The 26,875-nt window shown below is 49.1% G+C and carries 28 protein-coding genes; 18 read left to right on the top strand and 10 right to left on the bottom strand.

Annotated elements, in window-relative coordinates; all coding sequences use genetic code 11:
- Positions 1-90: 90 nt before the first annotated feature.
- A complete protein-coding gene (locus OS112_01100; protein WAC05253.1) occupies positions 91-4,443 on the bottom strand; it encodes a PKD domain-containing protein in 4,353 nt (1,450 codons plus the stop codon).
- Positions 4,444-4,586: 143 nt separating this feature from the next.
- On the bottom strand, positions 4,587-4,916 hold the full coding sequence (locus tag OS112_01095; protein ID WAC05252.1) for a hypothetical protein: 330 nt from the start codon (positions 4,914-4,916) through the stop codon (positions 4,587-4,589).
- Positions 4,917-5,135: 219 nt separating this feature from the next.
- On the opposite strand from OS112_01095, the gene OS112_01090 reads away from it, so the two are divergent.
- A complete protein-coding gene (locus OS112_01090; GenBank protein WAC05251.1) occupies positions 5,136-5,684 on the top strand; it encodes a hypothetical protein in 549 nt (182 codons plus the stop codon).
- A gap of 300 nt (positions 5,685-5,984) precedes the next feature.
- Here the strand turns inward: OS112_01090 and OS112_01085 are convergent, their stop codons facing one another.
- Complete coding sequence (locus OS112_01085) at positions 5,985-6,995, bottom strand: thioredoxin domain-containing protein (protein WAC05250.1); 1,011 nt, start codon at positions 6,993-6,995, stop codon at positions 5,985-5,987.
- A gap of 50 nt (positions 6,996-7,045) precedes the next feature.
- Here OS112_01085 and OS112_01080 point away from each other — a divergent pair, with 50 nt between their 5' ends.
- The 5 genes from OS112_01080 to OS112_01060 all read left to right on the top strand — a co-directional run bounded on the left by OS112_01080 (position 7,046) and on the right by OS112_01060 (position 9,940).
- Positions 7,046-7,432 (top strand): peptidyl-prolyl cis-trans isomerase, encoded by a 387-nt coding sequence (locus OS112_01080; protein WAC05249.1) that lies wholly within the window; start codon positions 7,046-7,048, stop codon positions 7,430-7,432.
- Positions 7,433-7,448: 16 nt separating this feature from the next.
- The gene (budA, locus tag OS112_01075; protein ID WAC05248.1) at positions 7,449-8,258 is read left to right on the top strand and encodes an acetolactate decarboxylase; all 810 of its coding nucleotides are present in this window, start codon (positions 7,449-7,451) and stop codon (positions 8,256-8,258) included.
- Between the two features lie 59 nt (positions 8,259-8,317).
- Positions 8,318-8,689 carry a Mov34/MPN/PAD-1 family protein gene (locus OS112_01070; protein ID WAC05247.1) on the top strand — a complete coding sequence of 124 codons (372 nt, stop codon included), beginning with the start codon at positions 8,318-8,320 and terminating at the stop codon, positions 8,687-8,689.
- Positions 8,686-9,108: an FAD synthase gene (locus OS112_01065; protein WAC05246.1), complete on the top strand. Its 423-nt coding sequence runs from the start codon at positions 8,686-8,688 to the stop codon at positions 9,106-9,108. Before OS112_01070 ends, OS112_01065 begins: the two co-directional genes overlap by 4 nt.
- A gap of 190 nt (positions 9,109-9,298) precedes the next feature.
- The gene (locus OS112_01060) at positions 9,299-9,940 is read left to right on the top strand and encodes a DUF2284 domain-containing protein (GenBank protein WAC05245.1); all 642 of its coding nucleotides are present in this window, start codon (positions 9,299-9,301) and stop codon (positions 9,938-9,940) included.
- A 52-nt stretch (positions 9,941-9,992) separates the two neighbouring features.
- Here OS112_01060 and OS112_01055 read toward each other — a convergent pair whose 3' ends face one another.
- Complete coding sequence (locus tag OS112_01055; protein WAC05244.1) at positions 9,993-11,123, bottom strand: cation:proton antiporter; 1,131 nt, start codon at positions 11,121-11,123, stop codon at positions 9,993-9,995.
- On the bottom strand, positions 11,123-11,608 hold the full coding sequence (locus tag OS112_01050; protein ID WAC05243.1) for a potassium transporter TrkA: 486 nt from the start codon (positions 11,606-11,608) through the stop codon (positions 11,123-11,125). The genes OS112_01055 and OS112_01050 overlap by 1 nt, the downstream gene beginning before the upstream one ends.
- Positions 11,609-12,076: 468 nt before the next feature.
- Here OS112_01050 and OS112_01045 point away from each other — a divergent pair, with 468 nt between their 5' ends.
- From OS112_01045 to OS112_01030, 4 genes are read left to right on the top strand one after another with little or no spacing between them, the layout of a single operon-like run.
- Complete coding sequence (locus OS112_01045; GenBank protein ID WAC06183.1) at positions 12,077-12,958, top strand: thiamine pyrophosphate-dependent enzyme; 882 nt, start codon at positions 12,077-12,079, stop codon at positions 12,956-12,958.
- Positions 12,952-14,064: a pyruvate ferredoxin oxidoreductase gene (gene porA, locus OS112_01040; protein WAC05242.1), complete on the top strand. Its 1,113-nt coding sequence runs from the start codon at positions 12,952-12,954 to the stop codon at positions 14,062-14,064. The genes OS112_01045 and porA overlap by 7 nt, the downstream gene beginning before the upstream one ends.
- Entirely contained in the window at positions 14,057-14,584 is a 528-nt protein-coding gene (locus OS112_01035) for a 2-oxoacid:acceptor oxidoreductase family protein (GenBank protein ID WAC05241.1), read from the top strand. The genes porA and OS112_01035 overlap by 8 nt, the downstream gene beginning before the upstream one ends.
- The gene (locus tag OS112_01030; GenBank protein WAC05240.1) at positions 14,581-14,835 is read left to right on the top strand and encodes a 4Fe-4S binding protein; all 255 of its coding nucleotides are present in this window, start codon (positions 14,581-14,583) and stop codon (positions 14,833-14,835) included. Before OS112_01035 ends, OS112_01030 begins: the two co-directional genes overlap by 4 nt.
- Before the next feature lie 107 nt (positions 14,836-14,942).
- On the opposite strand, the gene OS112_01025 is transcribed toward OS112_01030, so the two are convergent.
- The gene (locus OS112_01025) at positions 14,943-15,305 is read right to left on the bottom strand and encodes a hypothetical protein (GenBank protein WAC05239.1); all 363 of its coding nucleotides are present in this window, start codon (positions 15,303-15,305) and stop codon (positions 14,943-14,945) included.
- Between the two features lie 218 nt (positions 15,306-15,523).
- Here OS112_01025 and OS112_01020 point away from each other — a divergent pair, with 218 nt between their 5' ends.
- Positions 15,524-16,183, top strand: coding sequence for a hypothetical protein (locus tag OS112_01020; GenBank protein ID WAC05238.1), 660 nt, complete (start codon positions 15,524-15,526; stop codon positions 16,181-16,183).
- 89 nt (positions 16,184-16,272) lie between these two features.
- Here OS112_01020 and thsA read toward each other — a convergent pair whose 3' ends face one another.
- Positions 16,273-17,931 carry a thermosome subunit alpha gene (thsA, locus tag OS112_01015; GenBank protein WAC05237.1) on the bottom strand — a complete coding sequence of 553 codons (1,659 nt, stop codon included), beginning with the start codon at positions 17,929-17,931 and terminating at the stop codon, positions 16,273-16,275.
- Positions 17,932-18,043: 112 nt separating this feature from the next.
- On the opposite strand from thsA, the gene OS112_01010 reads away from it, so the two are divergent.
- Positions 18,044-18,391, top strand: a complete 348-nt coding sequence (locus tag OS112_01010; GenBank protein WAC05236.1) for a hypothetical protein — start codon at positions 18,044-18,046, stop codon at positions 18,389-18,391.
- Positions 18,392-18,410: 19 nt separating this feature from the next.
- On the top strand, positions 18,411-19,070 hold the full coding sequence (locus tag OS112_01005; GenBank protein ID WAC05235.1) for a hypothetical protein: 660 nt from the start codon (positions 18,411-18,413) through the stop codon (positions 19,068-19,070).
- 297 nt (positions 19,071-19,367) lie between these two features.
- Here the strand turns inward: OS112_01005 and OS112_01000 are convergent, their stop codons facing one another.
- The gene (locus tag OS112_01000; GenBank protein WAC06182.1) at positions 19,368-20,261 is read right to left on the bottom strand and encodes a DDE-type integrase/transposase/recombinase; all 894 of its coding nucleotides are present in this window, start codon (positions 20,259-20,261) and stop codon (positions 19,368-19,370) included.
- Between the two features lie 293 nt (positions 20,262-20,554).
- Between OS112_01000 and OS112_00995 the strand changes: the two genes are divergently transcribed.
- Entirely contained in the window at positions 20,555-21,457 is a 903-nt protein-coding gene (locus OS112_00995; protein WAC05234.1) for a site-specific DNA-methyltransferase, read from the top strand.
- On the opposite strand, the gene OS112_00990 is transcribed toward OS112_00995, so the two are convergent.
- Positions 21,454-22,386, bottom strand: a complete 933-nt coding sequence (locus OS112_00990) for a hypothetical protein (protein WAC05233.1) — start codon at positions 22,384-22,386, stop codon at positions 21,454-21,456. The two genes, OS112_00995 and OS112_00990, sit on opposite strands and share 4 nt — an antisense overlap.
- 81 nt (positions 22,387-22,467) lie before the next feature.
- Positions 22,468-23,412 carry a transcriptional regulator gene (locus OS112_00985; GenBank protein ID WAC05232.1) on the bottom strand — a complete coding sequence of 315 codons (945 nt, stop codon included), beginning with the start codon at positions 23,410-23,412 and terminating at the stop codon, positions 22,468-22,470.
- A gap of 44 nt (positions 23,413-23,456) precedes the next feature.
- Between OS112_00985 and OS112_00980 the strand changes: the two genes are divergently transcribed.
- From OS112_00980 to OS112_00965, 4 genes are all read left to right on the top strand, one after another.
- Positions 23,457-24,677: a tRNA(Ile)(2)-agmatinylcytidine synthase gene (locus OS112_00980; GenBank protein WAC05231.1), complete on the top strand. Its 1,221-nt coding sequence runs from the start codon at positions 23,457-23,459 to the stop codon at positions 24,675-24,677.
- A 53-nt stretch (positions 24,678-24,730) separates the two neighbouring features.
- Positions 24,731-25,669 (top strand): deoxyhypusine synthase, encoded by a 939-nt coding sequence (locus OS112_00975; protein ID WAC05230.1) that lies wholly within the window; start codon positions 24,731-24,733, stop codon positions 25,667-25,669.
- Positions 25,662-26,306, top strand: coding sequence for an orotidine-5'-phosphate decarboxylase (pyrF, locus tag OS112_00970; GenBank protein WAC05229.1), 645 nt, complete (start codon positions 25,662-25,664; stop codon positions 26,304-26,306). The genes OS112_00975 and pyrF overlap by 8 nt, the downstream gene beginning before the upstream one ends.
- 198 nt (positions 26,307-26,504) lie before the next feature.
- On the top strand, positions 26,505-26,867 hold the full coding sequence (locus tag OS112_00965; protein ID WAC05228.1) for an oxidoreductase: 363 nt from the start codon (positions 26,505-26,507) through the stop codon (positions 26,865-26,867).
- Positions 26,868-26,875 lie beyond the last annotated feature (8 nt).

Genomic DNA, 26,875 nt, shown 5'->3' with positions numbered 1-26,875 from the left:
ATGGTCGAACAAAAAAGGCGGGGCGTGATTCCCTGCCTTTTCATTAATCCCTCATACCATTCAGAAAATCACGATTACTACCATTGTTTCCTATTCAATCACTCTGATCGTATCACTCCCACGAAATTCGATTGGATTTCCGTTCACAATCACGTTTCCAACCACCGTGAACGTAACCGCATCACCCGGAACAATCCCGACCAGATCCTGTCTCTCGAACTTTGCAATATATTCACCCCCTCCTGTCGCGTGTCCACTCTTCGCGTGAGCACCTTCGCACACAAGCGAAGCGACATCGATATTATTCACGTTATATCCCGAAGGCAGGGTGATGAACGCGGTAAAAACACCTTTGCTTTTCAGGTTGAGGGTTTCGGGTTCGATTCTGATTGTCGCCGGAATTGTGCCTGGTGTCGGGGTTGGTGTCGGAGTCGGGGTCGGAGAAGTGACGGTTATGTAATCTGGCTTCGTAATAGTATCGCTACCGTCTGCATTCGTTACGCTCAGCGAGACGGTATATTTCCCGGTTGCGGAATATACATGCACCGGGTTCCGATCGGTCGTGGTTATCCCGTCACCGAAGTTCCATGACCAGCTTGTTGGTGACCCGGATGAAGTGTCCGTGAACGCGACTGCAAGAGGTGCGGTACCGGATGTGGTATTGGCTGAAAAGTCCGCAACCGGAGGAACCGGAGATGAGACAGAGACATAGTTCACTTTGGTAGCGGTATCACTTCCGTCAGCGTTGGTTACATGCAGCGAGACAGTATAGATGCCCGCCGATGAGTAAACGTGGACCGGGTTCCGGTCCAAGGACCCTGCGCCGTCGCCGAATGTCCAGCTCCAGCCTGTCGGTGAACCTGAGGATAAATCAGAAAATGCAACCGCAAGAGGGACTTTCCCGGATGTGATATTGGCGGAGAAGTTTGCAACCGGAGGAACCGGCGAAGTTACGATAATATAATCCACCCGGGTCTTAGTCACTTCCGTTTCCAGAACCACGATCCCTTTTGTCAGCGTCACCGTATAATTGCCCGGAGCGCTGTAAACATGGGTTATGTTTTTCGGAGGTTCCTCCGGGTTATCCCAGAGGATCCATTCGAACGAAGTCCCATCGCCAAAATCCCATAAATAATATCGCGGATCAAGGTCGTCGGGACTGGTATCTGAGAATGTGACATTCAATGGTGATTTACCGGATCTGGGTTCTCCAATAAAATCGAGCTCATAGTCTTTCCGGACCTCGACGAAATATTCCGAGAATGTCGATGTCCGCCCATAATTGTCGGTCACCGTCAGCGATATTTGGTACCCGCCGTAGTAATATCCCAGCCATACATCAAAGCTGTGGACCGGGTTCTGTTCAGTCGAATTCGTGCCGTCGCCGAAATCCCAGAACCACCGGGTTTCATTCCCGGAGACAACCGATTGATCGACAAACCGAACCGTTACGGGTGCCTTGTTTTCATCATAAGAATAATTGGACGTGAAACCGGCAACAGGAACGGGCGTGGGATAGATACGGATATAATCCTCCTTCGTGACCGTGTCGTTCCCGTAGATGTTCGAAGCCGTAAGGTTGACCGTGAAATTCCCGCCGGTCTGGTATATGTGCACCGGGTTCCGGACTGTCGAATTCGTCCCGTCACCGAACTCCCAGTACCATTTGTTGGGAGATGAACTGGTCAGGTCGGTGAACCGGACGGTCAGCGGGTACGAGCCGGTCGTGGGGGTGGCGTTGAAATCTGCATTGATGGGTTTCTGGTAACCGACCGTGATGTAATCTGTCTTTGTCTCGGTATCACTCCCCAGATCGTTCCATGCCGTGAGATTGACAGTGTAGTTCCCAATCACCAGGTACATGTGCGACGGGTTCTGCTCCGTTGAGTTCGTGCCGTCGCCGAATTCCCAGTACCATTTCGTTGGGGATGCTTCTGAAGTATCGGTGAACTGGACAGTCTCGAACGTGGAGATGTTTGTCGAAGAGGCGGTGAAGTTCGGTATAGGCCATGAACAATGCGTTCCGATTGTGATATTAGCCCAAACGACACTTCCGGCGATACTATTTACTTTTACTGTCCCATTCGATGACTGATCTGCAACTACGACAGTATAATTGTACCATTTTGAGACGGTTTCCAAATAAGAACCGTCTTCTTCGGTAAGTGTAGTAAACAAGTGAGTATTATTTCCATCATAAACGTCTACAGGATAATTTGATAAGATGGATCCGTCCTGATTTCTGACATATCCCTGAATCCTGAATGAATCTGATTCGGGAACAAGGTATAATTTTTCATCGGCCCCCAGACTTGAATTCCCTTCATTTAAGAATCTTTGTTTGTATGGGGAAAATCCGGGTCGATTGACTACAACTTCATGGTATCCGGGTGTAACATTATTGATAAGGAAAAATCCGCTGGCATTTGTCGCGGTAACATATTGTTGATCACTGAATATGACTATCACCGAACCCGGATATTCATACCAATGTGGAGAATAATGCAAGTATGTTACTGCCCCTTGCATTACATATTCAAGAGGGGTATCAATTTTTTCGGGGTTATCCCAAGATACAGTATTCCAAGCAAAAAGTGGCTGATTTCCACCAATTGGGACATAACTATCTATTCCCAGCTGAGGGACTTTTAAATTAAACGATCCTAGAAATGGAGAATTCGGTAATTTTTCCTGTCCGTCGAAATTATGAATGAACGTCGGGGATATCTCCTTCAACTTATAACGGGGATCATTGTTTGCAATTTTTATACCGGGTTTCCACCAAGTTGTTGGATCCGGAGGTGTATCAGGCAAGATTGGATATTCCAAGACCAACCAGCGAGGTAAATTAAGATTTCCGAAACCCCAGATCTGATAAGCCCAGGGCATTATTTCCGGTACAGGATTGGGCGACCTGATAACATATTTATAAGGATTACTTATTTCAAACGGTTCGAAATATCCTGCACGTCCATTATTATTTCCATCAATTACACTCGCATGAGATCCACATTCAACCAGAATATCTGAGTGATCCTTTCCAGGATTATCAAGAACGTTATTAGGATCCCAATCTGAATGCGAAGACGCAACTACTTTTTTTACAGATCCTGATGTTTTATCAACGAAGACAAAGACCGTTTCCCAATCATGGTAATGCTGGTCTAAAAAGTCATTAAATGGATAATAGAACCAATATTCGTACACTTTGGTATCAGGAATTCTTTCATCCACATGGTACAGAACTGTAATATTGTTTATTTTTTGATCTTTGGTCATCGCCAAATATGAGTTCTTGCCATTTTCTCCGTTAATCTTGTCGAAATCGTTTACGTAAAAGAATGGATTGATCGGATAGTAATTCTCAGAATCTTCGAACCACAGGTTCGGTGCATATCTTTTAACGTCCTCGGGTGCAGTCATGGTGCGAGGTCTCAGTTTTATTGTCCAGGCATCCTCGAAGCCATGATTTTCACCGATATCCCCACTATTGGCCGATCTGGAGAATCCTGTTATTATGTAACCGCCATCCGAAGTCTGTTTAACACAGTTGCCCTGTTCTAAATTATTGCCACCTAAGGTATCCTGCCATTGGATAACTCCGATCGAATCTAATTTCACGACCCAATAATCAGTATCGCCATTATTCTGGCCAACATCACCGGTATTGCTGGAGAGTGTGTTTCCAGTTAAGATATACCCCCCATCAGAGATCTGTTCGATACTTCCGGATAATTCGTTTGATGCGCCCCCGAGTGTCTTCTCCCATTGCAATTCTCCGGCATTGCTCAATTTCGCAACCCAGAGATCGGTTCCTCCATGGTTATGACCAACGTCTCCATTGTTGTTTGAAGTTGTATACCCAAGTAGGATGAAACCGCCATCTGTTGTCTGCTGGATTCCATTTCCGAAATATGTTATTTCCGAACCATTGCCTCCTAATAATTTTTTCCAAAGAATTTCACCAGAACCGTCCAATTTAACAACCCATATGTCGAAATATCCATGATTTTTACCAACATCCCCGCTGTTGCTGGAATCGGTATACCCAGCAAAGACATATCCCCAATCCGACGTCTGGATGATACTATGCCCTGCATCATAATTTTCCCCACCGAACAATTTCTGCCATTCAATATTTCCGGAACTTCCCAGTTTCAGCACCCATGCATCCGTCCCACCGTTGTTCGAATTGATATTTTCGATATCATTGGAATTCGTGTATCCGGTTACAATGTATCCGTTGTCCAATGTCTGGCGGACGCTCATTCCCCATTCATCGCCACTCCCTCCTAGAACATCCTGCCATTGCATCTCCCCGGTTGTATCCAATTTCACAACCCAGAGATCGTATGAACCATGATTCAAAGTGGCGTATTCATCATTGGTAGAACTCGTAAAACCAGTGAATATATATCCATCGGGTGTCTGCCGGATAGTCATGCCCTGATCATAACCATTACCCCCGATGAGTTTCTGCCATTGGATATTGCCCGCTTCATCGAATTTTACAATCCAGGCATCTGCAGATCCATGATTCCATCCAATAACATCCCCATTATTACTCGAACCCGTTCCTCCAATTGCTATGAACCCCCCATCGGAAGTCTGTTGAATATCAAAAAAATTTCTCCGCTGTTACCCCCGATAAGTTTCTGCCATTCGATATCAACTGAATCTGATGATTGGATTTTTACATCGAGTGGTTCTGTGAGTGCACTGAGTTGTTTCTGCTGCCCTTGCTGCTCAATTCCGGAATGTTTCAGAGTATCAGACGGAGTGATTTTCATTTGCGGAAAAATAACAGATGATGCATTTTGTTCTGTTAAAGTATCATCAATCTGTGCAGAAACTGGAACTATAACAATAGCTGCCAGCAGGAAAATGAAAAGACACCGGTTATCCATGATTCGCATTTAACCACCTTTACCTTTTACGCAATTCAAAACACTTACACCGAAGTGAGTGACTTCATGAGGAAATGTTGTCATAACAATATCGAAGAGGAGAACATTTAAATATGCTGAGGTTGTTCTTTCCGTTGATCGTATTATCTGAAAATAAATATGCGTTATTTTTTGCCTTCGATTTCATTTAAATGAAAAATTTTTATGTGATAAAATGGAATGGAAAGTATGGATGAAACACCATCGGATAAAAAAGAAAAAAAATATTCATTGAAAACAGTGTTTACAGTAATTGGGATAATACTTATTATAATTTTATTGTTTTTTGTTGTAAAATTGGTCGCTGCTTTTTTGTTGGTGAATGATCAACCATTAAATCCATTTACTCCAAAGGAGCGCTTTTTTTTTCTGTATGATGGTGAATCCCGATTAGTTGACAATTTTTTTATGAGAGGTGACATTATTTCTATTCATGGTTTAAACACTGTATCTGACAAAGTCTATTTAATGATCACCGGACCGGGAATTGGTGAAAGAACAGGTGCGAATCTCAATAATCCTGAATCTGAAGTCATCAACGATAATATCTCAAGCTTTGACACGGTCATATCAGTAAGAAATACAGAATTCGGTCCTAATACTTGGTGGTATAATTGGCGAACAAATTCCTCAAACCTACCCCCGGGTACATATACACTTTACGCATTGTCCCAGCCGAAAGATAAGAACCATCTTGAGGGGGTAATTTATCAAGCAAAAACAATAGAACTGAGATAACTTAAGTGAGAGGACTCCGTACCTCCCGGGCGCTGACCTATTCTCGGTCATCCTGAAATACAATGACCTAAAGGTGATAGTACTTACTGACCATCGCCCGCGACCTGGCGATGTTGTCCCTCGACTGTGATTTAGGAATTCGGGACCGGGTGACGGGGCTGAACCATCGACGAAGTTCCCCGGAGCACGAAAACTATTCATCGGAATGTAGAAGATTTTATGTGAAAAATTAGGTGTAAAATTACCATTTACCCAAAAATATTTTCCGGTTCGAAATTGTCAATAAACATAAGGAAAAAATTACCCGCACCCACCAGCTGCATTTGTTGCCTGCGTAGTTGATAACGTCGTGTCACATTCGGCCGGTGCGGTGTCGTAACTGTTGCAGATCGCCTGCTTGTATCTTTCCGGTGTGCGTGCCCCGGAATATGTCACGCCGTTGATGATGAGCGTGGGTGATCCCGATGCGCCATTCTTATTTGAATCTGCCTCATCCGCTTTCATAAGCGAGATCCCTTCCGGCCCAGATGCACAGGCAGTGATCTTTGCCATGTCGATCCCTGCCATTGCACTCGCATTCATCCAGCAGGCTTTCTGGGTTTCTGTATTGGCGGACTCCGGATAACATGCTTCATTGAACCGTGCAACGTACGTCCAGAGTTTTTCAGGATAATATTTCTGGATACAGATCTGGCGGAGGTCTTCCTGTGCTTCCGTAGGCCCATGCAGGGAATTTACTGAATCGGCTGTTGTCCCGGTCACCATCGTGATATAACGCAGCCGGATATCTGCCTTTGATCCCAGCAGGCCGACAACGGGTTTCATCACAGTCTCTGCCTGGATCCCGTAGGGGCAGAATGCCATGACGTAGAGATCCACAGCGGGACGGGCGGATTTCACCGGGGCTTTCTGCTGTGCGGCCTGCGTGCCCTGTTGGTTCATATCATAATTACTGGTGAATAAGAGGCTGCAGTCCTTTGATGCGAACAGGGTGATCACCTGTGACTGGTACTGGATCTTTATCCAGTACAGACCCCGGTCTTCTGAAGTCTCGACAAGGGTGGCAGGGCTCCCCTGAGGGACCAGGTTCTGGTTCACATACTGGAGTACCTTGTCCCCGCAGGTGCCGGGGGAGACGACTTGATTTTGCACTGATGGCGATGCAGATGAAAATACAGCCAGAAAAATGATCAATAAAGCAACGATTCCGATGATCAGTGCTATAGTCATCTTCCCAAAGACAGGTTGCCCGCATCTCTTTCCTTCCTGTCCTCCTTTGCCGTCGCGAGTGTCTGTTTTGTCAGGTTCCATAGTCAATAAAACCCTGATTATATCTCAGGGATTCATGGATAAAAATACCCATGAATTGCTGTCAGTCTCGTGGAAAATATCCAAAACCATCGGGGATTTTCCCGGCAAAAACCTTTCATCAACCCTTTTATTCCATCAATCCCTCATCTCTATATATGACCACACAGGTTCGTGCTTCCCACATCCTTGTCAAGACCGAGGACGAGGCAAACAGGATCTTGAAACGCATCAACGATGGCGAAGACTTCCTTGCAGTTGCAAAACGGTTCTCCTCCTGCCCGTCGCGCAAGAATGGGGGGGACCTGGGCTGGTTCGGCAAAGGGCAGATGGTGCCCGAGTTCGAACAGGCGGCGTTTGCCGCTGACGCCGGCAAGATCATCGGGCCGGTCAAGTCCCAGTTCGGGTTCCACGTCATCAAGGTGACCGGGAAGAAGTGAGCAAAGGGAACCGGGTATGGACAAAAAATTCTTTCTCGGCATCGCGGTCGCCGCTGCCATCATCTTCTTTGCCGCAGCCGTAGCGACCAGCCTGCCAAAGAACACGATACCGGTAACGGATCGCGAAACGCTCTACCAGGTCTCGACCATTGACGCGCTGATGCTGGGTGTTTTCGATGGTGTCCAGCCGGTCGGAGAACTCAAAAAACATGGCGACTTCGGCATCGGAACGTTCGACAGGCTAGATGGCGAAATGATAGTGCTGGACGGCAAGGTGTTCCAGGCAAAGGCAGACGGCGGTGTATATACGGTCGCAGACAGTGCAACAACGCCTCTGGCTACCGTAACCTGGTTTGATCGCGACATGGTGGCGACCACAGATCGCCCCATGAACTTCTCCATGTTCTCCTCCACGATGGGTGACCGGCTGCCCTCGCAGAACATGCTGTATGCAGTAAGAATGCATGGCACATTCCCGTCCATGAAAGTTCGGGCAATACCCGCGCAGCACAAGCCCTACCCCACGCTTACCGATGCGGCAAAGAACCAGTCGGTCTACACATACCCGGATGCAACCGGAACCGTAGTTGGGTTCTACACTCCGGTCTTCTTCAAGGGGCTCAATGTCGTTGGGTATCACCTTCATTTCATCAGCGATGACCGGCACACCGGTGGCCATATCCTCGACTTTACCGTGCCGGTAAACACTACGGTCGAGTATGACATGACCCCGGAATTTACAATGTCGCTCCCGACAAGAGGTGCCTTTACCGGTGTTGACCTTACAAAAGATCTCAGTTCCGCACTTGCAAAGGTCGAACAGTAATCCCATCGCTTTTTTTAAACAGTTTTTTTATGGAACAGCACACGATCCTAAGTAACACCATGACCATCCGCGGAATCCGGCAGGACCTTCTCAACCTCCTCCTCCAGATGGGGCGCGACGCCCATCCCAATGAGTTTGTAGCCCTGCTCACCGAATGTGATGGCATTATTGACGAGGTGACCCTGCTCCCGGGGACTATGACTGGTGAAAATTCGGCATCCCTTTTATTTGACATGATGCCGCTTTCCACCCATATCGCCGGCAGCTGTCATTCCCACCCGAACGGCGTGCTCCGGCCATCGGATGCAGACGTCCGCTTTTTTCCCCGCACAGGGCGGTTCCACATTATAATCGGCTACCCCTACACTGAAAGGGACTGGAACTGTTTTGCCGCAAACGGCCAGCCGTGCAGGATGGAGGTTGTGACATGAAACGGGTCGTCGCCACGGGCACGTTTGATATCCTCCACCCCGGGCACATCTACTACCTCGAACAGTCAAAAAAACTCGGTGATGAGCTTTATGTCATCATCGCACGGGACGCAAACGTCAAGCATAAGCCCCAGCCAATAATCCCCGAAGAGCAACGACGCAGGATGGTAGCAGCGCTCCGGTGCGTCGACCATGCCATTCTCGGTGATAAGTCTGACATGTTTCGCCCGATTGAGGAGATCCACCCGGAGATCATCACGATCGGGTTCAACCAGCACTTCGATGAATCAAAACTCCAGGAACTTCTTGCGGCACGGGGGCTTTCTGCCAGAATCGTCCGTATCGGGAAATATGGTGATGACGAGCTCTGCAGCTCCCGCCTTGTCGTCCAGCGGATCGTCGAAAAACGGGGCAGCTAGGACGGGAAAGGCGGTAGGCTTACAAATAAAAGCAAACCGGTTATTACCCAAAGCTTTTTTGGCAATTTTTTGACCGGGAAAAATCCGGGATACCGTCAGCCCGGTTCCTTAAACACAAGGTTAGATATTTTTTTTGGTCTGAAGAAACCTTTATAAATTTCTGCCCGTATCCTCTCCATACAGGTGTCTCATGGTGCCAGACATTAAAACCGAGATAGGAAAACTCACAAGCCTTGCAAAAGAAAAGGGAGCAGTCGCACAACAGGTTGCTGCAACAGATATCGTGGTCTCGCAATGGGTGCGGTTCAAGTGCCGGTACGGGTGCAGGGGCTATGCAAAACATCTCGGGTGCCCCCCGTATGCCCCATTGCCGGACGACACGCGGCGGATGGTAAAGGAGTACCATACCGGACTTCTCGTCCGGTTTGATGGTGTCCCGGGACATGCGAAATTTTCCGGTGATGACCTGCCCGAAGACTTCCACCACTTCTACAAGGATCTTATCCTTTGGGTGAACACCACGGTCCATATGCTTGAAAAGACTGCATTTTACGATGGGTTTTACAAGGCATTCGCATTCGGGGGGTACCCGTGCATCTACTGCGAGGAGTGCGTGGCGGAGGAGTGTGCCGGAACGGTTGACGAGAGTATCCGCAGGAAATGCCGTCACATGGACATGGTTCGCCCGAGCATGGAGGCGGCGGGAATGGACGTGTTTGCCACGGCAAGGAATGCCGGCTGGGACCTGCAGACGATCCCCTGCAGCAATATGGAGTACGGCAAGGTCATACACAGCGATATCGTATCAGTAGGATTGGTGCTGATCGAATAACCGTCCGATATATCAAAAATATCTGAATATTCCTTTTTCGTTTTTATGGCTGCTAATGCCCGCGGTGGTGCGGTGTCCGCCGGCCCGGAGATGCCAACCACTTGCGCAACCGGCCGGTATATTTTGCGGTGAATGCCCCAACAATAGATGTGACAATAACCATCGCTGCGATCACGGCGGCGACTGCGGGAGATCCATAGAGCGCGGCAATCGCGATCGAGAACTCGCCCCTGCCGATGATATTTCCCCCGATCTCAATACCCGAGAGCACCGAACCATGGACGAAGATACCGATCAGGAGACCCGATAATAACTTGCTGACAATGGCAAGCAGGCAGATTATACCGATGATAAAATAGTTCATATCCCCGGAGAGGTTGATGGTAATTCCGAAAAAGACAAAAAAAACCACGAGGAAAACATCCTTGAATGGGCGGGCGTGCTGCTCGAAGGCATCTGGATCGGTTGTTGCAAGCGCTGCCCCCAGCGCAATCACCATCATTGTTTCAGGGATGCCCAGATACATCGAGAATGATGCTGTGGTAAGGACGGCCCCGAAGGTAAAGAGTATCGGGAGTTCATCGGAACGGTCGAGGATATTGATAACAAATTCCTTGCCATAATGAGCAACTGCATACATCAGTGCAAGAGCCCCTGCTATCTTTAAGAAGAAGAACAGGATGTTCTGGTCGCCTACCGAAAGGATCGCAAGGATAATGATGAGTACCAGATCATCAAAAACCATCAGCCAGATAATAGTATCCGCCTCGCGCATCATCAGCTTCCGGTTCTCAATGAGCGATGTGATAGCAAGCGCCGTGCTGGTAACGTAGAACGCCGATGCGATTACCAGTGATTCCTGAAGCGAGAAACCGAGCAGGTAGGCGGCGACAAAACCGACACCCATATCGATTGTAAGTTCGATGACCCCGCTGGTTATGACAGTAGAGGGATTTTGAGCGATTCTGTCGAGCTTCAGCTCAAGCCCCATGAAAAAGAGCAGGAAGATCAGACCCATCTGGGAGAAGAAGTGGCTGATCTCGCTGGAGGCCACCAGCGAAAGCCCGCTTTTTCCGAGCAACACGCCCCCGAGAATGTAGAACGGGATTGGAGGGATGGAGAGATATTTCGTAATAATAGCAAGTACCAGGCATACAAATAATGCCAGGACGATGCCTTCCATTAATCCACCATGACTTCCCGCTCGAACCTCTTGAGCTGGTCGGTCTCCCCTATCACGACGACTGCATCACCGGTCTCGAAAACAAATGACGGGGTTGGGTTGATGATGTTCTTGTCCCTGCGGCTGACAGCGATCACCGTGACCCCGGTCTTGGTGCGGATCTGGAGGTCTTCGATCGTTTTTCCTGCGACAGGTTTCGGGATAATGTACGTGTGAATAGTGATCCGCAGGTCTGCAAGGGCTGAGAATGCAATCTCGACACTTTCCGATTCCGCTTCGATGATCGCTCCGGTCAGGATATTCCCAAGGCGTCGCGCCTCCATCGGGGTCATTTCAGCGGCACTTGGAGTGTGGCATCCCTGCTGGAGGGTATACATCTGGATGGTGCCGGTCTTGGTGAAGAAGATGGCGACAATGTCACCTTTCTCGGTCTCAAATTCATACTTCGTCCCGACACCGGGGAGGTTCACCGATCTGAGCGCCATAACTAAACATTAGTGAATCGGTGTGGATGATATTTGAGGGTTATGAAGGGCGCTGCAGCCACCGATCAGGAAATAAAAGAAAAGAGGCGTGCCAGCGTCCCGGAAACCGGGGAGCAGACACATCCAGGGTTGAGAGGTTGGGAGGGACTGGTATGACAACTCCATCCGGAGCATCAGGGGGTTTCCCTCCACATACCATCATTGATAAAAACCGGAATTTAAATCCCCTGCCGTGCACTGTGAAAGTGTCTGTTCCAATCAGATTTCAGGTACACTAAGACCCCGGTTTCCTCATACCGGACACGGTGCATCGAATACCTTCCAATTTATTCTGCCGGTAAGTGGCAGGCTGGATTTTATCCTGCACGCTGATCCAATATGATACTTTTTTGGCACATTACCTGCAAATAATACTCGATATGCGACCCTGTTTTCCGAGATCGCCAATAACTGCAGGAGCCTGATACTATCCCCGAAATACCCAAAGAAGAATTCATCCTGAAGTGCACGTCCGCCTGCGCCGGCTGTTCTGCTTCTCTCTCGCTCCGGTATGTGCTGAAAGCCGCCGGACCCGACACCGTTCTAGTGGTACCTGCGTGCTGCACTAGTGTAATCCAGGGCATCTACCCGAATACTGCGATGAATGTGCCGGTATATAATGTGGCTTTTGCCACCGCGGCTGCATCGGCTTCAGGAATGAGCAGCGCATTCCGCGCCCTGGGCAAAAAGACCAATGTGATCGTCTACGCAGGAGACGGCGGGACGCTCGATATCGGGATCCAGGCGCTCTCCGGGGCGTTTGAGCGCGGAACGGATTTTCTCTACATCTGCTATGATAACGAGGCGTACGGCAACACCGGCATGCAGAGATCGGGCGGGACTCCGCTGGGCGCAAAGACAACAACAACCCCCGCAGGCAAGACTGATGTCAAGAAAGATATCGATGCGATTATCGCTGCCCACGAACCCCCGTACCAGGCAACCGCATGCGCCGCATACCCGCAGGACCTTTTCAAGAAAGTGCAGAAGGCACTCTCGATCCGCGGGCCGACTTTCATCCATGTGCTTGCTCCCTGCCCCCCCGGCTGGCGCTATTCAACGGAAAAGTCAGTCGAGATAGGAAAGCTCGCGGTGAAGTCCGGGATATGGGTATTGTACGAGCGTGAGTATGGCAATCTCACGATAACCGCACCATCAAAAGCAGCGATAAAAAAACCAGTCCCGCTTGAGGATTACCTCGCCCCGCAGGGCAGGTTCAAAGGCATTGATCCAAAAACGCTTGGCATCCTCAAACAACGGGTCGCAAAGAACCTGCAGCGGCTCGCTCAGGAGGAGGCGGGAGTATGCTGACAGTAGCAACGGGGAACAAGGCAGTGGCACTTGCGGTAAAACAGGCAAAACCGGTTGTTATCGCCGCATACCCGATCACGCCCCAGACAGAGATCGTGGAACAAATCGCAGAGTACGTTTCTTCCGGAGAACTGCCGGCACGCTACATCGCGGTCGAAAGCGAGCATTCGGCAATGGCGGCGTGCATCGGGGCAAGTGTAACGGGCGTACGAACGTTTACCGCCACGAGTTCACACGGGCTCCTGTACATGCACGAGATGACGAACTGGGCGGCAGGCGCCCGCCTGCCCATCGTCATGGCAAACGTGAACCGTGCGCTCGGGCCGGGCTGGAATATCTGGGCGGAGCATACCGATGCGATGCAGGAACGCGATACAGGCTGGCTGCAGGTCTATGTCGCGAGTGTACAGGAAGCATATGATGCGACACTGATGGCATTCAGGATCGCGGAGGATAATGATATCCTGCTGCCGGTGATGATCAATCTCGATGGCTTCCTTCTCTCCCATATCATGCAGCCGCTCGATGCTGTGGAACCTAATGATTTCATCCCGCCGCTTCATCTCCCCCACGCGATCGACACGAAAAACCCTGCCGGGTACGGAACGCTCACCGGTCCGGAAGACTACTTTAAATTCCGGTGGGACATTGAGCGCTCGATGCGGGATTCCATGAAGGTGATCGCGGCCACAGAAGATGAGTTTTCGAGGAGATTTGGCAGGACATACGGGTTTACCGAGGACTACCTGTGCGAAGACGCAGACGTAATCGTTGTTTCGATGGGCACACTGGGCAGGGAGGCAGAGGTAGCCGTGGACCACCTGCGGAATGAGGGGGTGAAAGCCGGGTCAATGCGGCTGCGCTGGTTCCGACCTTTCCCGGACCTTGATCTCAGGGGGAGAGAGGTTGTCGTTATCGATCGCGACTACTCGTTCGGGTTTGGCGGAGTGCTTGCAAAGTCCATACAGGCCAAGAATAGGATCGATGTCTTCAGTGTCATTGCCGGGCTCGGCGGGCAGGAGGTCACCTACGATGACATCGCCGGGTTCGTGAAAAACCGCAGGATGGGCACAGAGTTCTGGTTCGGGGTGACCGGCAATGTTTGAGATCCGCATCCACTCGCGGGGCGGGCAGGGCGGCGTTACTGCTGCCCGGCTTATCGCCCTCGCTGCAACCCGTGACGGGAAATATGCAACTGCCTTTCCGTTCTACGGGGCTGAACGCCGCGGGGCACCGGTCGTCTCCTTTGTCCGTATCGATGACAAGCCAATCAAGGTGTACAGCCAGATCAGGGAGCCGGATATGGTTGTCGTGCTTGATGCCAGTGTGATGGACACGGTCGATGTGCTTCACGGGCTTAAAAAATCCGGCAGGATTGTGATCAACAGCGCCCACAAGCCCGACTTTGCGGGGTTCATGACCTACAATGTCGATCTCACGGGTATCGCCCTCAAAGAGAACCTTGTTGTCGCAGGAAGCCCAATCCTCAACACCCCGGTGCTCGGAGCAATGGCAAAACTTGCCATCATTACCGCAGGATCGGCAAAGAAAGCGATTGCCGAGATGTTTTCCGATGAGCGGAATATCAAGGCTGCCGAAGCTGCATACCAGGAGATGACTGCATGAGTACGGAACGCAAACGACTCGCGATAAGCACACCCAAAGAAGGCGCTGTGGGAGAGACCGGTTCGTGGCGGGTGTTTAAGCCTGTCGTAGACAAGGAGAAGTGCAATGAATGCGGCCTGTGCCGGATGTACTGCCCGGATGCAGCAATCGATGATGAACTCAACGTGGATCTGAAATTCTGCAAGGGCTGCGGCATCTGTGCCAACGAATGCCCTAAGAAAGCAATTGCGATGTTGCGGGAAGATATGTAACTCATCGGAAAAATTTTAAATCGTTAACAAATTATCCGGACCTTTTTTATTTTTACCAGAATTTTTTAAAAACACTGTTTGTTCAACCCGGCCATACGGTCTGATCATCACACCTTCAGCTCGTCTTTTGCTATAAACTCAAGATCAAACTTGTAGAAATGGGTAAACCCGCAGTTTTGGCACCGGACCGTGAAATGCCTGCAGCCGATGACGATATCATGGGGACCGGTCACATGGCAGTTCCGGCACTTCGCATCGCTTTTAAGTTCCCATGTATCATAGCACCCAATTTTTGTAAAGGTGCCTGGCTTGCTTACGTCCTGAATGCGGGGGACGAAGACCCGGGTTGCACCGCAGTTATCGCACGCGACCTGAGCTTTGTACGGAACGGCTTTGATGATCTGGTCTGCGATCTGTTTGCAGTGGTAGCAATCAGTACGGTAGGTCAGGAAGATGAACTGGTCACTCATGTGAGGTAGGTGCACGTGGAGGGTTATGAATTTGTTGCATTCTGGTGTGGTTTCTTTTCCCCTGCCCCGAAGCGTAGTCATCCGGTAACTCTGGTGACAATGGTTAATTCAAAGAAACCTTTTACGGTTAACAATCCTTATATTCTAATAGTAAGGATCGCCGTTTTGACATATGACCATGCACTGGAATCCGGATAGCATATCATCATGATGAGACCATGACGAAATGTCCGAAATGCGGGAAGGAGATCGAAAAAGAAGGCCACCCGCACTGCACTGCATGCACCCTGAAACATGATGCGATCCGCCGGGGTGAGGGGGGGATTCATTGGGAGTACACTATCCCGCTTGTAAAAAACACAGTCCTGTGGCGTGACCTTGTCTTTGCTCTCGGCCTGCCTGTACTGGTCATCGCCGTCATCGTGGTCCTCTTTTCCAATGCCGGTGACCGCCTCGGTGTGCTGATGCTGTTCGGCGGGCTCTTTGTGATCTTTTTATTTATCGCATTCATCGTCATGGTTGCTGTCTCCCGTTCCTTGGGCGGAGGGCTTGCCGCCAGGTTCTATGTAAATAATGCCGGAGTCGGGTATGAAGCGGGTAGTCCTGCAAAAAAAATCAGCCGCGGGACCCTTGTACTGTCCCTGATGTCCGGCTCAATCAATGCAGCGGGTACAAGCCTTGTCGCGGTCTCGCAGGAAGAGAACTTCATTCCTTGGCAGGATGTTCGCAGCGTAAAGATCTATGCCCGCCAGCGGGTAATATACATCCGTAGCAAGGAGCTGATCAGCCCCATCGCCCTGTACTGCCCCCAGGAAAATTTTAGCAGGGTCACGGACATGATCGCAAAAAAAGTCTCGTTGCCGTTTATTAAAACCTGAACTGGTTTTGCAACGGGATTAAAAACCAGCTAAAAACATTTTTCTTTTTGACTAATTGCACGTGGGAAAAATTGTTGAGAGGGATTATCTTAATAATCGCCCATGCCGGGGGGCATACCGCCGCCCATTCCACCCATTCCACCGGGGGGCATACCACCCTCGGGTCCTGCGGGTGACTTGGACGATGCAATGACATCGTCAATCCGAAGGATCATGACTGCAGCTTCTGCAGCAGATGAGATTGCCTGAGTCTTGACACGGAGAGGTTCGACGACACCGGCTGCTTTCATATCAGCAGCTTTTCCGGCAAATACATCCAGACCGAAGGTCTTCTTGCCCTTCTCATGGGCTGCCCTGATCTCGACAAGCATGTCAATCGGGTCAAGTCCCGCGTTCTCTGCGAGCGTGCGCGGGATGATTTCGAGCGCACTTGCAAATGCTTCAATCGCAAGCTGGGCGCGTCCACCGACGCTGGCGGCATACTCGCGGAGACGGAGAGACAGCTCAGTTTCGGGTGCACCGCCGCCGGCAACAACCTTGTGATCTTCAAAGACAACACCAACAACGCGGAGTGCATCGTGGATTGCCCGCTCGAGTTCGTCAACAACGTGCTCTGTGCCGCCCTTGACAATGATGGATACGGCCTTGGGGTTCTTGCACTGCACGACAAAGGTCATCTCTTCGCCACCGACTTTGCGCTCCTCGACGAGTCCTGCCTTCCCGAGTTCATCCTTGCTGATTGCATCGATGGATGAAACGAGGCTTCCGCCGGTTGCGCGGGCGAGCTTCTCCATATCGCTCTTTTTCACACGGCGTGTTGCAAAGATACCTGCTTTTGCAAGATAGTGCTGGGCAATGTCATCGATACCCTTCTGGCAGAAAAGGACGTTTGCACCGCTTGCGACAACCTTGTCGACAATGTTTCTGACCATGCGTTCCTCTTCATCGAGGAATGCCTGCAGCTGGTCGGGGCTGGTGATATTGATTTCAGCGTCGACTTCGGTCTTCTTGAACTCGACTGCAGCATTAAGCAGCAGGATCTTCGCGTTCGTGACCTTCTTTGGCATCGAGGGGTGGACACGCTCTTTGTCAATAAGTACACCCTCGATAATCTCAGAATCATCGATGGATCCACCGGTCTTTTTTTCGACCTTGATGTTTTCAATGTCGACGCTTCCATCCTCATCAGCAACCATAGTAACTGCCTTAACAACAAGTTCACAGAGATTGTCCTTGGATGCCTCGGCACCCTTGCCGGTCATCGCGGTCTCTGCGATCTTTTTGAGCATCGCTTTGTCGGTTGCCTTTACATCGATTGCAATGTCCTTGAGGAACTCCTGCGCCTTCTCAGCTGCCTGCCGGTAACCGGCAGCGATGATAGTCGGGTGGACGTCCTGCTCGAGCAGGTCTTCTGCCTTCTTTAAGAGTTCCCCGGCTATAACGACTGCAGTGGTGGTCCCGTCGCCGACTTCATCGTCCTGGGTCTTTGCAACTTCGACCATCATCTTTGCTGCCGGGTGCTCGATGTCCATCTCTTTTAAAATTGTGACGCCGTCGTTTGTGATAACGACATCGCCGATGGTATCGACAAGCATTTTGTCCATTCCTTTCGGACCAAGGGTCGTGCGCACGGCACTCGCTACTGCCTTAGCAGCAGTAATGTTCATGCCCTGTGCATCGCGTCCACGCGTGCGTGAACTGCCCTCTTTTAAGATAAGAATAGGTTGGCCTCCAAGCTGTTGTGACATAGTATCACCACTTTTAGCACTAAAATTGGTTTGTGGTTCTATATAAATATTATGAGTCTCGGTTCTGATAAGTTGTAGGTTGATCGATAAATTTCAACGCGTGTGATAAGTCGTGGTTGATAATGCGCCGATTGATCTTAAAACATTACAGAATATTTATATGATGACGCGCGAGAGTATGATTTGTTTTTTAGATTATAGTAAAATTTATTGCAATGCGGGCAGCGCAGGAAAACATCACCAAAAAAAGGAGTGGTTATCCGTGTCATGGGGTAATTTAATTCAAGTATTACTAAACGGTCTGCCATTTGTTGTTGGTGGAGCAAGTATTGTATTCATCCTACTTCAGTACGTCTTACTTGGAATATTTTTAATGAACTTGTTCGTATTGATTATGATCCGTTTAGACAGGCGGAAATCTGAACAGCTTAAATCTCAGCAACAACTCCTAAAAGAATAAATCTTATCCAGAGAGTTCAATGGATAATCCATCGCAGGTAATCGATAATATATCCATTCCTAAGGAAACCATAATCCCTCCTTGGATAACCTTAATTTTAATCGTTGTTTTTTTCGGGCTCCTTTTATTCTATGTTCTGCCCTTTTTGTCTAAGCACATTTCTCTACTTGGACTGTATCATAAACTTTCAAATGAGGATATAGCATCAAAAAAAGAAAAAGTTAGGGCAAGTTATTTTTGCATCTCTATTCCTTTGATCGGTTCTTATCTTGTGGTTCTTTTAACTTTAAACATCCAAATCACAATATTAACCTCATTATTAGCCGTTTCATCAACAATGATAACACTCCTTATCATCAGGATTTATGGTAATCCAACAAAAGATAAAACTCCGATAACTCAATATTTCCCATTTGAGAAGCGAGAGATGATTATTGAGCAGCATAGAGAGCGATTTTTATCATTTCTTTTCTCACTGATTGCAGCTCAGATGATAGTGGCGCTTTTAGGATTTGGGTACATGGCTATCCTAAACAAAGGATTCACAGTTGATATTGATCCAGTTGCAATCCTTATTTTTATTGTGGCATTTATAGTCGGTCTTTTTTCAATTACTGAATACAGTGAATACCACTTAAAAAAGTACGAACCTGAAAATAAGATTGACTATTTTCCTTAGTTATTTCTCGCTTGCCAACCCGATCATTGTTTCCCATCTGTTCCCCATCAGATTGATCGGAATGTTAGCCATTTGCGCCGGGGTTAATCCTCCGATTCCCTGATGAGGTCTGATGTAATTATAGTACGTCTGCATCCCTGCGACAAACTCCTGCGCGCTAACGGAGCTGTCAAAGGATCGCATAACTTTCGTTCTCTCGCGGAACGTCCCGTTTAACCGCTCAAGGATGTTGTTATTCGGTTTTGTTTCAAAGTCTTTTAACCGGACGTGTGGATTTAGAATACGATCATTAAGACCTTAGAACTCTGCTTTAATCGCATCCCGGTACGCGTGCAGTCCATCGGTTACAATCGCGTCCGGTGCTTTGTTTGCGGTTTCCTTTGCCTTCCGGAGTGGCTTACGCGCATCCTCTTTGAACCGGGTTTCCGTAACCTGACACGCGAGGAGATACCGGGTCTTAGCGTCCATGATATTCCATATCCACTCATAACACTTCTTCTGACCGTCTTTCTTGATGAACACGGTTGTCTCATCGGAGTGCCAGATGTTGCCGACATCGGCCTTGTATTTCTCTGCATACTTCGAGAGTAGTTTCAGATACTTGTGAATCCAGTTCAGGATCGTTGGCTGTGTTACTTCGACACTTTCAAACTGCTTCAGGTGATCGGCAATCTTTCTCTGTGACACTCCCTTGAAATAGAGATCAAGAGTGAGGGTAATCGTCTTGGGGCTGTTCTTCATCCGGCAGAATCCCTTATCGATAACAAACTTATGGTTGCAGTCATGACAGGCAAACCGCTGGACTGATCCGAATTGTGTTTTTCGGTTCCCCCACTTTGCGATGTTCGCACTCTTGCAGAAAGGACAGGTGATCTTCTGTTCTGTTTCTGCGATGTGTTGAACTGCGCTTTCCTGTTCTATCTCACCGGCAAGTTTCAGGGAGAATTGAACGGCGTGGATATGCTTGCAGGGTAATTGACGGGTTTGATAATCCGGGCAAGAGCAAGTCCATGTTGCTCGGTTGTTCATCTGGGCTTTTCGATCTTGGAATGACCGGGTAACCTGATAGTACGAGTCCTTTGACTGTGATCGGACATTCCATTGGTTCTTATCCGTCTGGATGACGGTATCGGGCTGGCTGAGGATTGCCAGTCCTCTTAATTCTCTTGGGTTGTTGAGTTGGCGAATCATTTCACTCACTTCTTATGTATCTTAATGTAGTTATTATACATTATAATACGTTAGACTACATTATAAACCTTTTGATGCCGATTGATTTAGAAAGTATTAAATGTGTTAAAAGTGTATTCTTACTTTAGATTTGTATGGCACAACTACATTCTGCTACGCTTAAAGTAATTCAAGGTGGACGGATTACGATACCCCAAGAAGTACGGGAAATTGAGAGCATCCAAGAAGGGGATTACGTCAAGATCACGATTGAGAAAATTGAGCGACAAAATAAACAGTAACCGGGATTTTATATGAAAACGAGAAGAGCAAAAATAAAAAGTTCCGGTGCTATACAAGAGGCTTTATCGGGGAATATCTATTGTAAAATAATCTGCGGAGATAGTAGAGAAGAGCTCCCAAAAATCAATGAATCCGCCGATCTCATCATTACTTCCCCACCGTATGCGGATGCCAGAAAAAAACATTATGATAGTATGCATCCCGATGAGTTCGCCGAATGGATGTTTACTTTTTCAGATCCGTTCTTTAACATACTGAATCCAAAGGGTAGTTTCGTCCTGAATATTAAGGACAGAATTGTAGCCGGTCAAAGACATCGCTACGTCTGGGAAACCGTGATCGGATTCCAAAAAAGAAATTGGTACGCAATTGACGATTACATTTGGTATAAGACAAATCCAATGCCGGGGTATTGGCCAACCAGATTACGAGATGGTTGGGAATACTGTTTCCATCTCGCTAAGGACAAAAAGCCATACGAGGATCAGGAAGCCGTGAAAGTACCTATCGGTGGATGGACTGAAGTACGGCTCGCAAATTTGAAAGGAAAGAGTGCTCAACGGCACGACTCCGAGAACAAAAGCGGTTTTGGGAGAGATTTGAGAAACTGGGTTGGTAAAACAAAAGTGCTCCCCTCTAATGTTATAGACCTGCCATTAGTTGGAAAAAATTATGGACATCCGGCTGTATTCCCGACCGGATTACCTGCATTCTTTATTCGGTTATTGACTCCAGATAACGGCCTTGTAATTGATCCTTTCGGGGGATCTGGAACAACTGGGATAGCGGCGATCAACCTCCATAGAAATTCAATCATTATTGATAACAATGAAGAATATTGCAAAGCGGCGTATGACCGAATATCAAAAGAGGCAAATCTTAATGGAACACGGATGATTAAAGAGGGATTCTAATCTTCGTGGGCGACATATTCGAATAATTTTTCCTTAACGACCATTCCTTCAGAATTTGAAATTCCCATCTCTATTAACTTATTTTTTAGAAGTCGGTTGCATTCTTCACGATACTTCAGAGAATTAAATGGCATATTTGCATCGATGAATTTCATCGATTCTGAATATATCTCGATCGCACTCCTTCCAGAGATAAATGGATAAATGAATCCCGGTGTCCAAACTTCACAATTTTCAGAATATGGATACCCATCTTGATTGTATTTGACGCTTCGACTGTTATCATAACTTTGTATTCTTCCATTCTGCGGTGTTGCAATAGCAATAACACAGAGATATGGAGAGGTTAGATTCTTCTCTTGTTTTGCAACTCTCTCCAACCTCTTTACCACTCCCTCAACATCCTGCCCACCAACGGTATCCGCCGATTTTTTTACGGACATGTACAACCGTAGTCCGACTTCACAACCGGGTGGTTTTAGATCCGCAAGTACATCCCCTTCTCTTGTGCCATCAGAAGCACGAATAATATGGATATTCCCGTTTTGACGGGATGCTTCCATTAAAGCAATTATTAAGAACTGATAAAAAACGCCAATCTGCATCCGTTGTCTCTGCATTTCGTGAGAGATTGCATCCATATCGAAGATTTCTTCCGCCCTTAAGTGAGTATAAAAATCGGTTCCGATTATCGGATCGGTTCGCTCTTTCAGATGTTTTAAACACAATGAAACGAGTTTATCTGGAGTGTCTGGGATTTTTTTCTGCTTTCCCTTTTTTGTTTTTAATGCTCTCTCAAATGCAGATTTTATTGCCGTGTGTAAAGATTCGATTGGTAAGGGGGTGGGTTTTGGGTACATTGTAGATGAAGATAACAGACTGCCACTATCACGCGGGTAGGGCTGTCTTGTATCTACTTTCTGGGCCATCAGATGTTTTTCAATGTTTAAAGTATATATGCGCCACTACCAACCGCGAGTTATCACCAACCGACAGATCGGTTGATCAACCTACAACTTATCAGAACCTGAGTCTCCGATGAGATCGATCAGCTCGGATCCGTCGCGGAGATGGTGAAGACGGTCCTCACCAATTAAAAGAGTTCTCCCGATTTTTTTCTCTTTGTAGTAATCGGTGATCACGCACATTGCGTGCTTCTTTGCGATCTTGGAGAGGTTGCCGATCAGTGCAGCGCGCTTGATCACCTTCTGCGCCGTCCCGTAGCTGGTAAAGATCGTATGTTCATCAAAAGTGACCAGCGCCTGGAACGGGGCCCCCCGCAGCGTGTGGAGCTTCATACCAATCTCTTCCAGAAAACCGATGGGTGTTAACCGTTCCTGGTGCTCTTTTGGATCGATCGGTTCTTTCTCTTTTTTAGGTTCATGCCTGAGAAGGTCAATGGATTCAACAACCCCGGCATTGAAAACTTCCTCGATCCTGATCGCCACATCAAGTGTCGTACCCATCCCGCTCTCGTACTTGCTGATCGTCCTGCGCGAGACACCGAGCAGGTGCCCGAGATCCCCAAGCGACATCCCGCGCCGCTCCCGCATTTCCCGGATCACTTCCCCATCGATGTTCACGTACAGCCCGCCGGGCGAAGCATAAACGAGCGGGGGGATCTTCTCGACAAAAAAGTCATAGAGCGTGGCAACGCTGACCGCGTAGATGCCATACCGGACATACACTGCACCGCGCTCCAGCTCCGCATCACGTGCGCGCTCCCCGACTATCATCGGGATGCCGCGAAGGTGCCGGGCGATGATCTCAAGGTCAAATGCCACGTCATCACTCACGCTGTCGATGTGGGAGACAACTTTGATGACAAGCATTGTCCCGTTTTTACGGGCAATAAGGTCAAAACTCCGCGGCCTTAGCGAGAAGCGCTCGGACACTTCAAACCCAGCGGTGATCATAACGCTTGTCACCAGCTGGAGCGACCGGTCCTGAGTCATAGCAGTTAAGAATGGATAGAGCCTCTGCATATATTAATATAGACATGCTGATCGGGATCGATGATACGGATTCCCCACAGGGAATGTGCACTACATACCTCGGGGCGGTGCTCGTCCGGCGCCTGATCAGGCGGGGTATGCGAGTACGCGAGGCACGTCTCATCCGGCTCAACCCGAATGTTACCTATAAGACCCGTGGCAACGCAGCGATCGCGCTCCGAGTTGAAGGTAACCCTGCCACTGCATTTGATATTGCCTGCAGTACCGTTGAGGACCTGGCCGATTTTGCGTGCGAGAACACAAATCCCGGAGTTGTTGTTGCAAAAACTCCTCCTGACCCTGCATTTTACTGGAAGGCTGTGAGGGATTTTTGTGAGATTCATGAGGCAGTAGAAATCCTTGAATCGGCAGGTGCGCTATACCGCGGTTATAAAAACCGGCGTGGTCTGATTGGCGCAACCGCCGCGGTAGCGAGCGAATTACCTGATGCAACGTACGAGGTCCTGGCTTACCGTCACCCGGAGCAGTGGGGGACGGTCCGCGATGTAAATCGTGAAAGCCTCTTTGCCGCAGAAGAGGCGACATTTCCGCATACGTGGGACACTGTTGATATAGAGAACGGTGTTGTTGTTTGCGTACCGCATACACCGGACCCGGTGCTTTTTGGCATCCGGGGCGAAAGCCCGGGCTGGGTGATGATAGCCCGGTCGATGATTGATTCTGAAAAACCCGGTCTCGAACAGATCTGGGTGACAAACCAGGGAACGGATTCCCATATTATAAACGGCAATGCCGGAGAACTGCGTGAGGGGATTTCATACAGCGTGAGGGGGGTCGTTGTGGGTACACCAAATACAGGTGCCGGCGGGCATGTTGCATTTACGATAAAATCCGGAGATAACGTAATACGGTGCATGGCATACGAGCCCACAAAAAATTTCAGGCAGATCGTACGTGCACTTGTGCCGGGCGATACGGTGATTGCATGCGGGAGTTTCAAGAAAGGGAGCATCAATCTGGAGAAGGTAAGGATGGTGTCCCTTGCACGCGCCGCCATATCACACCCGCCGCTCTGCACCGCATGCAACAAGCGGATGACAAGCGATGGCAAAGGAAAGGGGTACAAATGTAAAAAGTGCGGAGCGAAGAAAAATGAGCGGGAATTACAGGACCTAGCACGGACGCTGGAACCAGGATGGTATGAAGTTCCCCCCACTGCCCGCAGGCATCTGGCAAAGCCGTTATGCCGGGGGGTTCCGGACTGACACAATGTTATCAGCTTGCACCGCCAAATTTCATGCAGGAGTGAGGGATACCCATGGGAAAGGAATGCAGTGAACCTGTCACCCAGATGCATCTCATACCGGGGATGACCGTTGGCGAGCTGGTCAATGCGATGGGGAGAGCAGGCGCGTATAACGGGGGTGCTCTCTACCGGGCGGCTGGGATTTACGAGGCAATGCTCAGGGAAAAAAGCACAACGAAGTTCTTTGGGCTTGCCGGTGCGATGGTGCCTGCCGGCATGGGCAGGATCGTCAGCGATCTTATCGCCCAGGGGCATATTGATATCCTGGTATCAACAGGCGCAAACCTCACCCATGATATCATAGAAGCGATCGGGTGCCGGCATTTTCACGGAACCGCATTTTGTGATGATGTTGCACTCAGGCATGATGAGATCAACCGGATCTACGATGTCTACCTCCCCAATGAGGCGTTCGGACAGTTCGAGGAGTTCATGCAGAAAACATTCTCAGAGCTGGAGCCGGAGAGCCGCATCTCTATTTCCAGCCTCCTCAGTCATATCGGAACACGTACAAAGAGCGGGATACTCAATATCGCGGCAAAAAAAAGAATCCCGGTCTATTGCCCCGCTGTACAGGATTCGATGGTAGGGCTCCAGTACTGGCTCTTCTCCCAGACAAACAATGTGACGGTCGATGCGTTCGCGGATATGCAGGCGCTGATGGACCGGTGTTTTTCCGCAAAAAAAGCAGGTGCAATGATAGTGGGGGGAGGCGTTCCCAAGAATTTCATCCTCCAGAGCATGCTCATGACGCCCAACGGGTTCAGCTACGCAGTACAACTCACCGGAGACCGCCCGGATCTCGGGGGGCTTTCGGGTGCAACACTTGACGAGGCGCGTTCGTGGGGCAAGATAACGGAAGAAGCAAAGACCATGACCGTCTATGGCGATGCCACAATCACGCTGCCGCTGCTTGTTGCTGCGGTGATGGAGCGAATGCACCATGGCTGAATTGATCCTCGCACTGGACGTTACCGACAAAGGACATGCGGTCAACATCACCCGTGCCTGCGTGCCCCATATCGATGCGGTCAAGATCGGATACCCGCTTGTCCTCAGAGTGGGTTTGGGGATCGCCCGCGATCTTGAACAGTTCGGACTGCCGCTGATTGCCGATTTCAAGGTCGCAGATATCCCGAACACCAACCGTCTCATCGCAGATCAGGTCTTTGCCGGAGGATTCTATGCCATTATATGCCACGCGTTCACGGGAAGGGACGCGGTGCAGGCGTGTGTTGACAGCGCCCATAACAACAGCGGGGAGTGTTATGTTGTTGCGGAGATGAGCCATCCCGGAGCCACCGAATTTTTCCATGGCGGTGTTGCAGAACGACTCGCACAGGTGGCGCTGGTATGCGGGGCTGATGGCATCATCGCGCCTGCCACGCGCCCGGAGCGTATTAAAAAGCTGCGTGCGGTTGTCGGAAAAAAGAAGATTTTCGCGCCGGGTGCTGGTGCACAGGGTGGAGACCTGCATGCAATCACCGGTATAGCAGATGGCATCATTGTAGGCAGGGCAATCTATGAGTCCGCCAATCCCGCTCTGGTGGCAGAGGAGTATTCCCGCAATTGCAAAAAGGGCCCATAACCGGGGAGATATTTTTAATCTCGTGATTGGTGATGCCTAAAAAAATACCTGTTACGACACTGCGTGAACTCCTGCATATATAAATAACCCTCAATTTGCGACCAGATCTGCACACACGCTCCTTTCTGTACCGCGAATTCGATATTAGATTCACTGCACGGTCTAAAAGTTTATTAATGACTCCTGCGATGTAGTAGTATGGATTGGAGCGCAGAGCAAAAGGATCTGGCAAAAAAATACAAAAAACTTGAAGATATTCCGAAAAAAGAGCGTATATACAAGTGCCATACGTGCCACCTTATTGTTGACTCTGCCCCATGCCCGAACTGCGGCGAAACCCATCTTGCCATAATGTGCCCGCTTGACCACTGCCACTGCTCCCACGAGATGATTTCCGGGATCGAGTTCTGTCCCCTCTGCAACCAGGCAGTCTGCCCGGAATGCGGTTCCCATGATGTCGTCCAGATCAGCAGGGTTACCGGTTACCTGCAGGATGTCTCCGGGTGGAACGCCGGAAAACAACAGGAACTCAAAGACCGTGTGCGCTATTCGGTTGCCTGACCGGCAGC

The sequence above is a fragment of the Methanoregula sp. genome (assembly GCA_026625165.1).
Lineage (GTDB): Archaea > Halobacteriota > Methanomicrobia > Methanomicrobiales > Methanospirillaceae > MVRE01.
Note: the sequence above shows the minus strand (reverse complement) of the source record. Positions and strands in the feature narration are given on the sequence as shown.

Bases quoted from the DNA above. Each gene is read 5' to 3' on its own strand.
- OS112_01090 (WAC05251.1), top strand. From the start codon at position 5,136: ATGGATGAAACACCATCGGATAAAAAAGAAAAAAAATATTCATTGAAA.
- OS112_01000 (WAC06182.1), bottom strand. From the start codon at position 20,261: ATGATTCGCCAACTCAACAACCCAAGAGAATTAAGAGGACTGGCAATC.
- OS112_01065 (WAC05246.1), top strand. From the start codon at position 8,686: ATGAAACGGGTCGTCGCCACGGGCACGTTTGATATCCTCCACCCCGGG.
- OS112_00980 (WAC05231.1), top strand. From the start codon at position 23,457: ATGCTGATCGGGATCGATGATACGGATTCCCCACAGGGAATGTGCACT.
- OS112_01100 (WAC05253.1), bottom strand. From the start codon at position 4,443: ATGACTATCCGGCAGACACCCGATGGATATATATTCACTGGTTTTACG.
- OS112_01050 (WAC05243.1), bottom strand. From the start codon at position 11,608: ATGGCGCTCAGATCGGTGAACCTCCCCGGTGTCGGGACGAAGTATGAA.
- pyrF (WAC05229.1), top strand. From the start codon at position 25,662: ATGGCTGAATTGATCCTCGCACTGGACGTTACCGACAAAGGACATGCG.
- OS112_01005 (WAC05235.1), top strand. From the start codon at position 18,411: ATGGATAATCCATCGCAGGTAATCGATAATATATCCATTCCTAAGGAA.
- OS112_01025 (WAC05239.1), bottom strand. From the start codon at position 15,305: ATGAGTGACCAGTTCATCTTCCTGACCTACCGTACTGATTGCTACCAC.
- OS112_00965 (WAC05228.1), top strand. From the start codon at position 26,505: ATGGATTGGAGCGCAGAGCAAAAGGATCTGGCAAAAAAATACAAAAAA.
- OS112_00975 (WAC05230.1), top strand. From the start codon at position 24,731: ATGGGAAAGGAATGCAGTGAACCTGTCACCCAGATGCATCTCATACCG.
- OS112_00985 (WAC05232.1), bottom strand. From the start codon at position 23,412: ATGACTCAGGACCGGTCGCTCCAGCTGGTGACAAGCGTTATGATCACC.
- OS112_00995 (WAC05234.1), top strand. From the start codon at position 20,555: ATGAAAACGAGAAGAGCAAAAATAAAAAGTTCCGGTGCTATACAAGAG.
- OS112_01035 (WAC05241.1), top strand. From the start codon at position 14,057: ATGTTTGAGATCCGCATCCACTCGCGGGGCGGGCAGGGCGGCGTTACT.
- OS112_01055 (WAC05244.1), bottom strand. From the start codon at position 11,123: ATGGAAGGCATCGTCCTGGCATTATTTGTATGCCTGGTACTTGCTATT.
- OS112_01070 (WAC05247.1), top strand. From the start codon at position 8,318: ATGACCATCCGCGGAATCCGGCAGGACCTTCTCAACCTCCTCCTCCAG.
- OS112_01085 (WAC05250.1), bottom strand. From the start codon at position 6,995: ATGGAACCTGACAAAACAGACACTCGCGACGGCAAAGGAGGACAGGAA.
- budA (WAC05248.1), top strand. From the start codon at position 7,449: ATGGACAAAAAATTCTTTCTCGGCATCGCGGTCGCCGCTGCCATCATC.
- OS112_00990 (WAC05233.1), bottom strand. From the start codon at position 22,386: ATGGCCCAGAAAGTAGATACAAGACAGCCCTACCCGCGTGATAGTGGC.
- OS112_01095 (WAC05252.1), bottom strand. From the start codon at position 4,916: ATGCGAATCATGGATAACCGGTGTCTTTTCATTTTCCTGCTGGCAGCT.
- thsA (WAC05237.1), bottom strand. From the start codon at position 17,931: ATGTCACAACAGCTTGGAGGCCAACCTATTCTTATCTTAAAAGAGGGC.
- OS112_01020 (WAC05238.1), top strand. From the start codon at position 15,524: ATGACGAAATGTCCGAAATGCGGGAAGGAGATCGAAAAAGAAGGCCAC.
- OS112_01060 (WAC05245.1), top strand. From the start codon at position 9,299: ATGGTGCCAGACATTAAAACCGAGATAGGAAAACTCACAAGCCTTGCA.
- OS112_01030 (WAC05240.1), top strand. From the start codon at position 14,581: ATGAGTACGGAACGCAAACGACTCGCGATAAGCACACCCAAAGAAGGC.
- porA (WAC05242.1), top strand. From the start codon at position 12,952: ATGCTGACAGTAGCAACGGGGAACAAGGCAGTGGCACTTGCGGTAAAA.
- OS112_01080 (WAC05249.1), top strand. From the start codon at position 7,046: ATGAATTGCTGTCAGTCTCGTGGAAAATATCCAAAACCATCGGGGATT.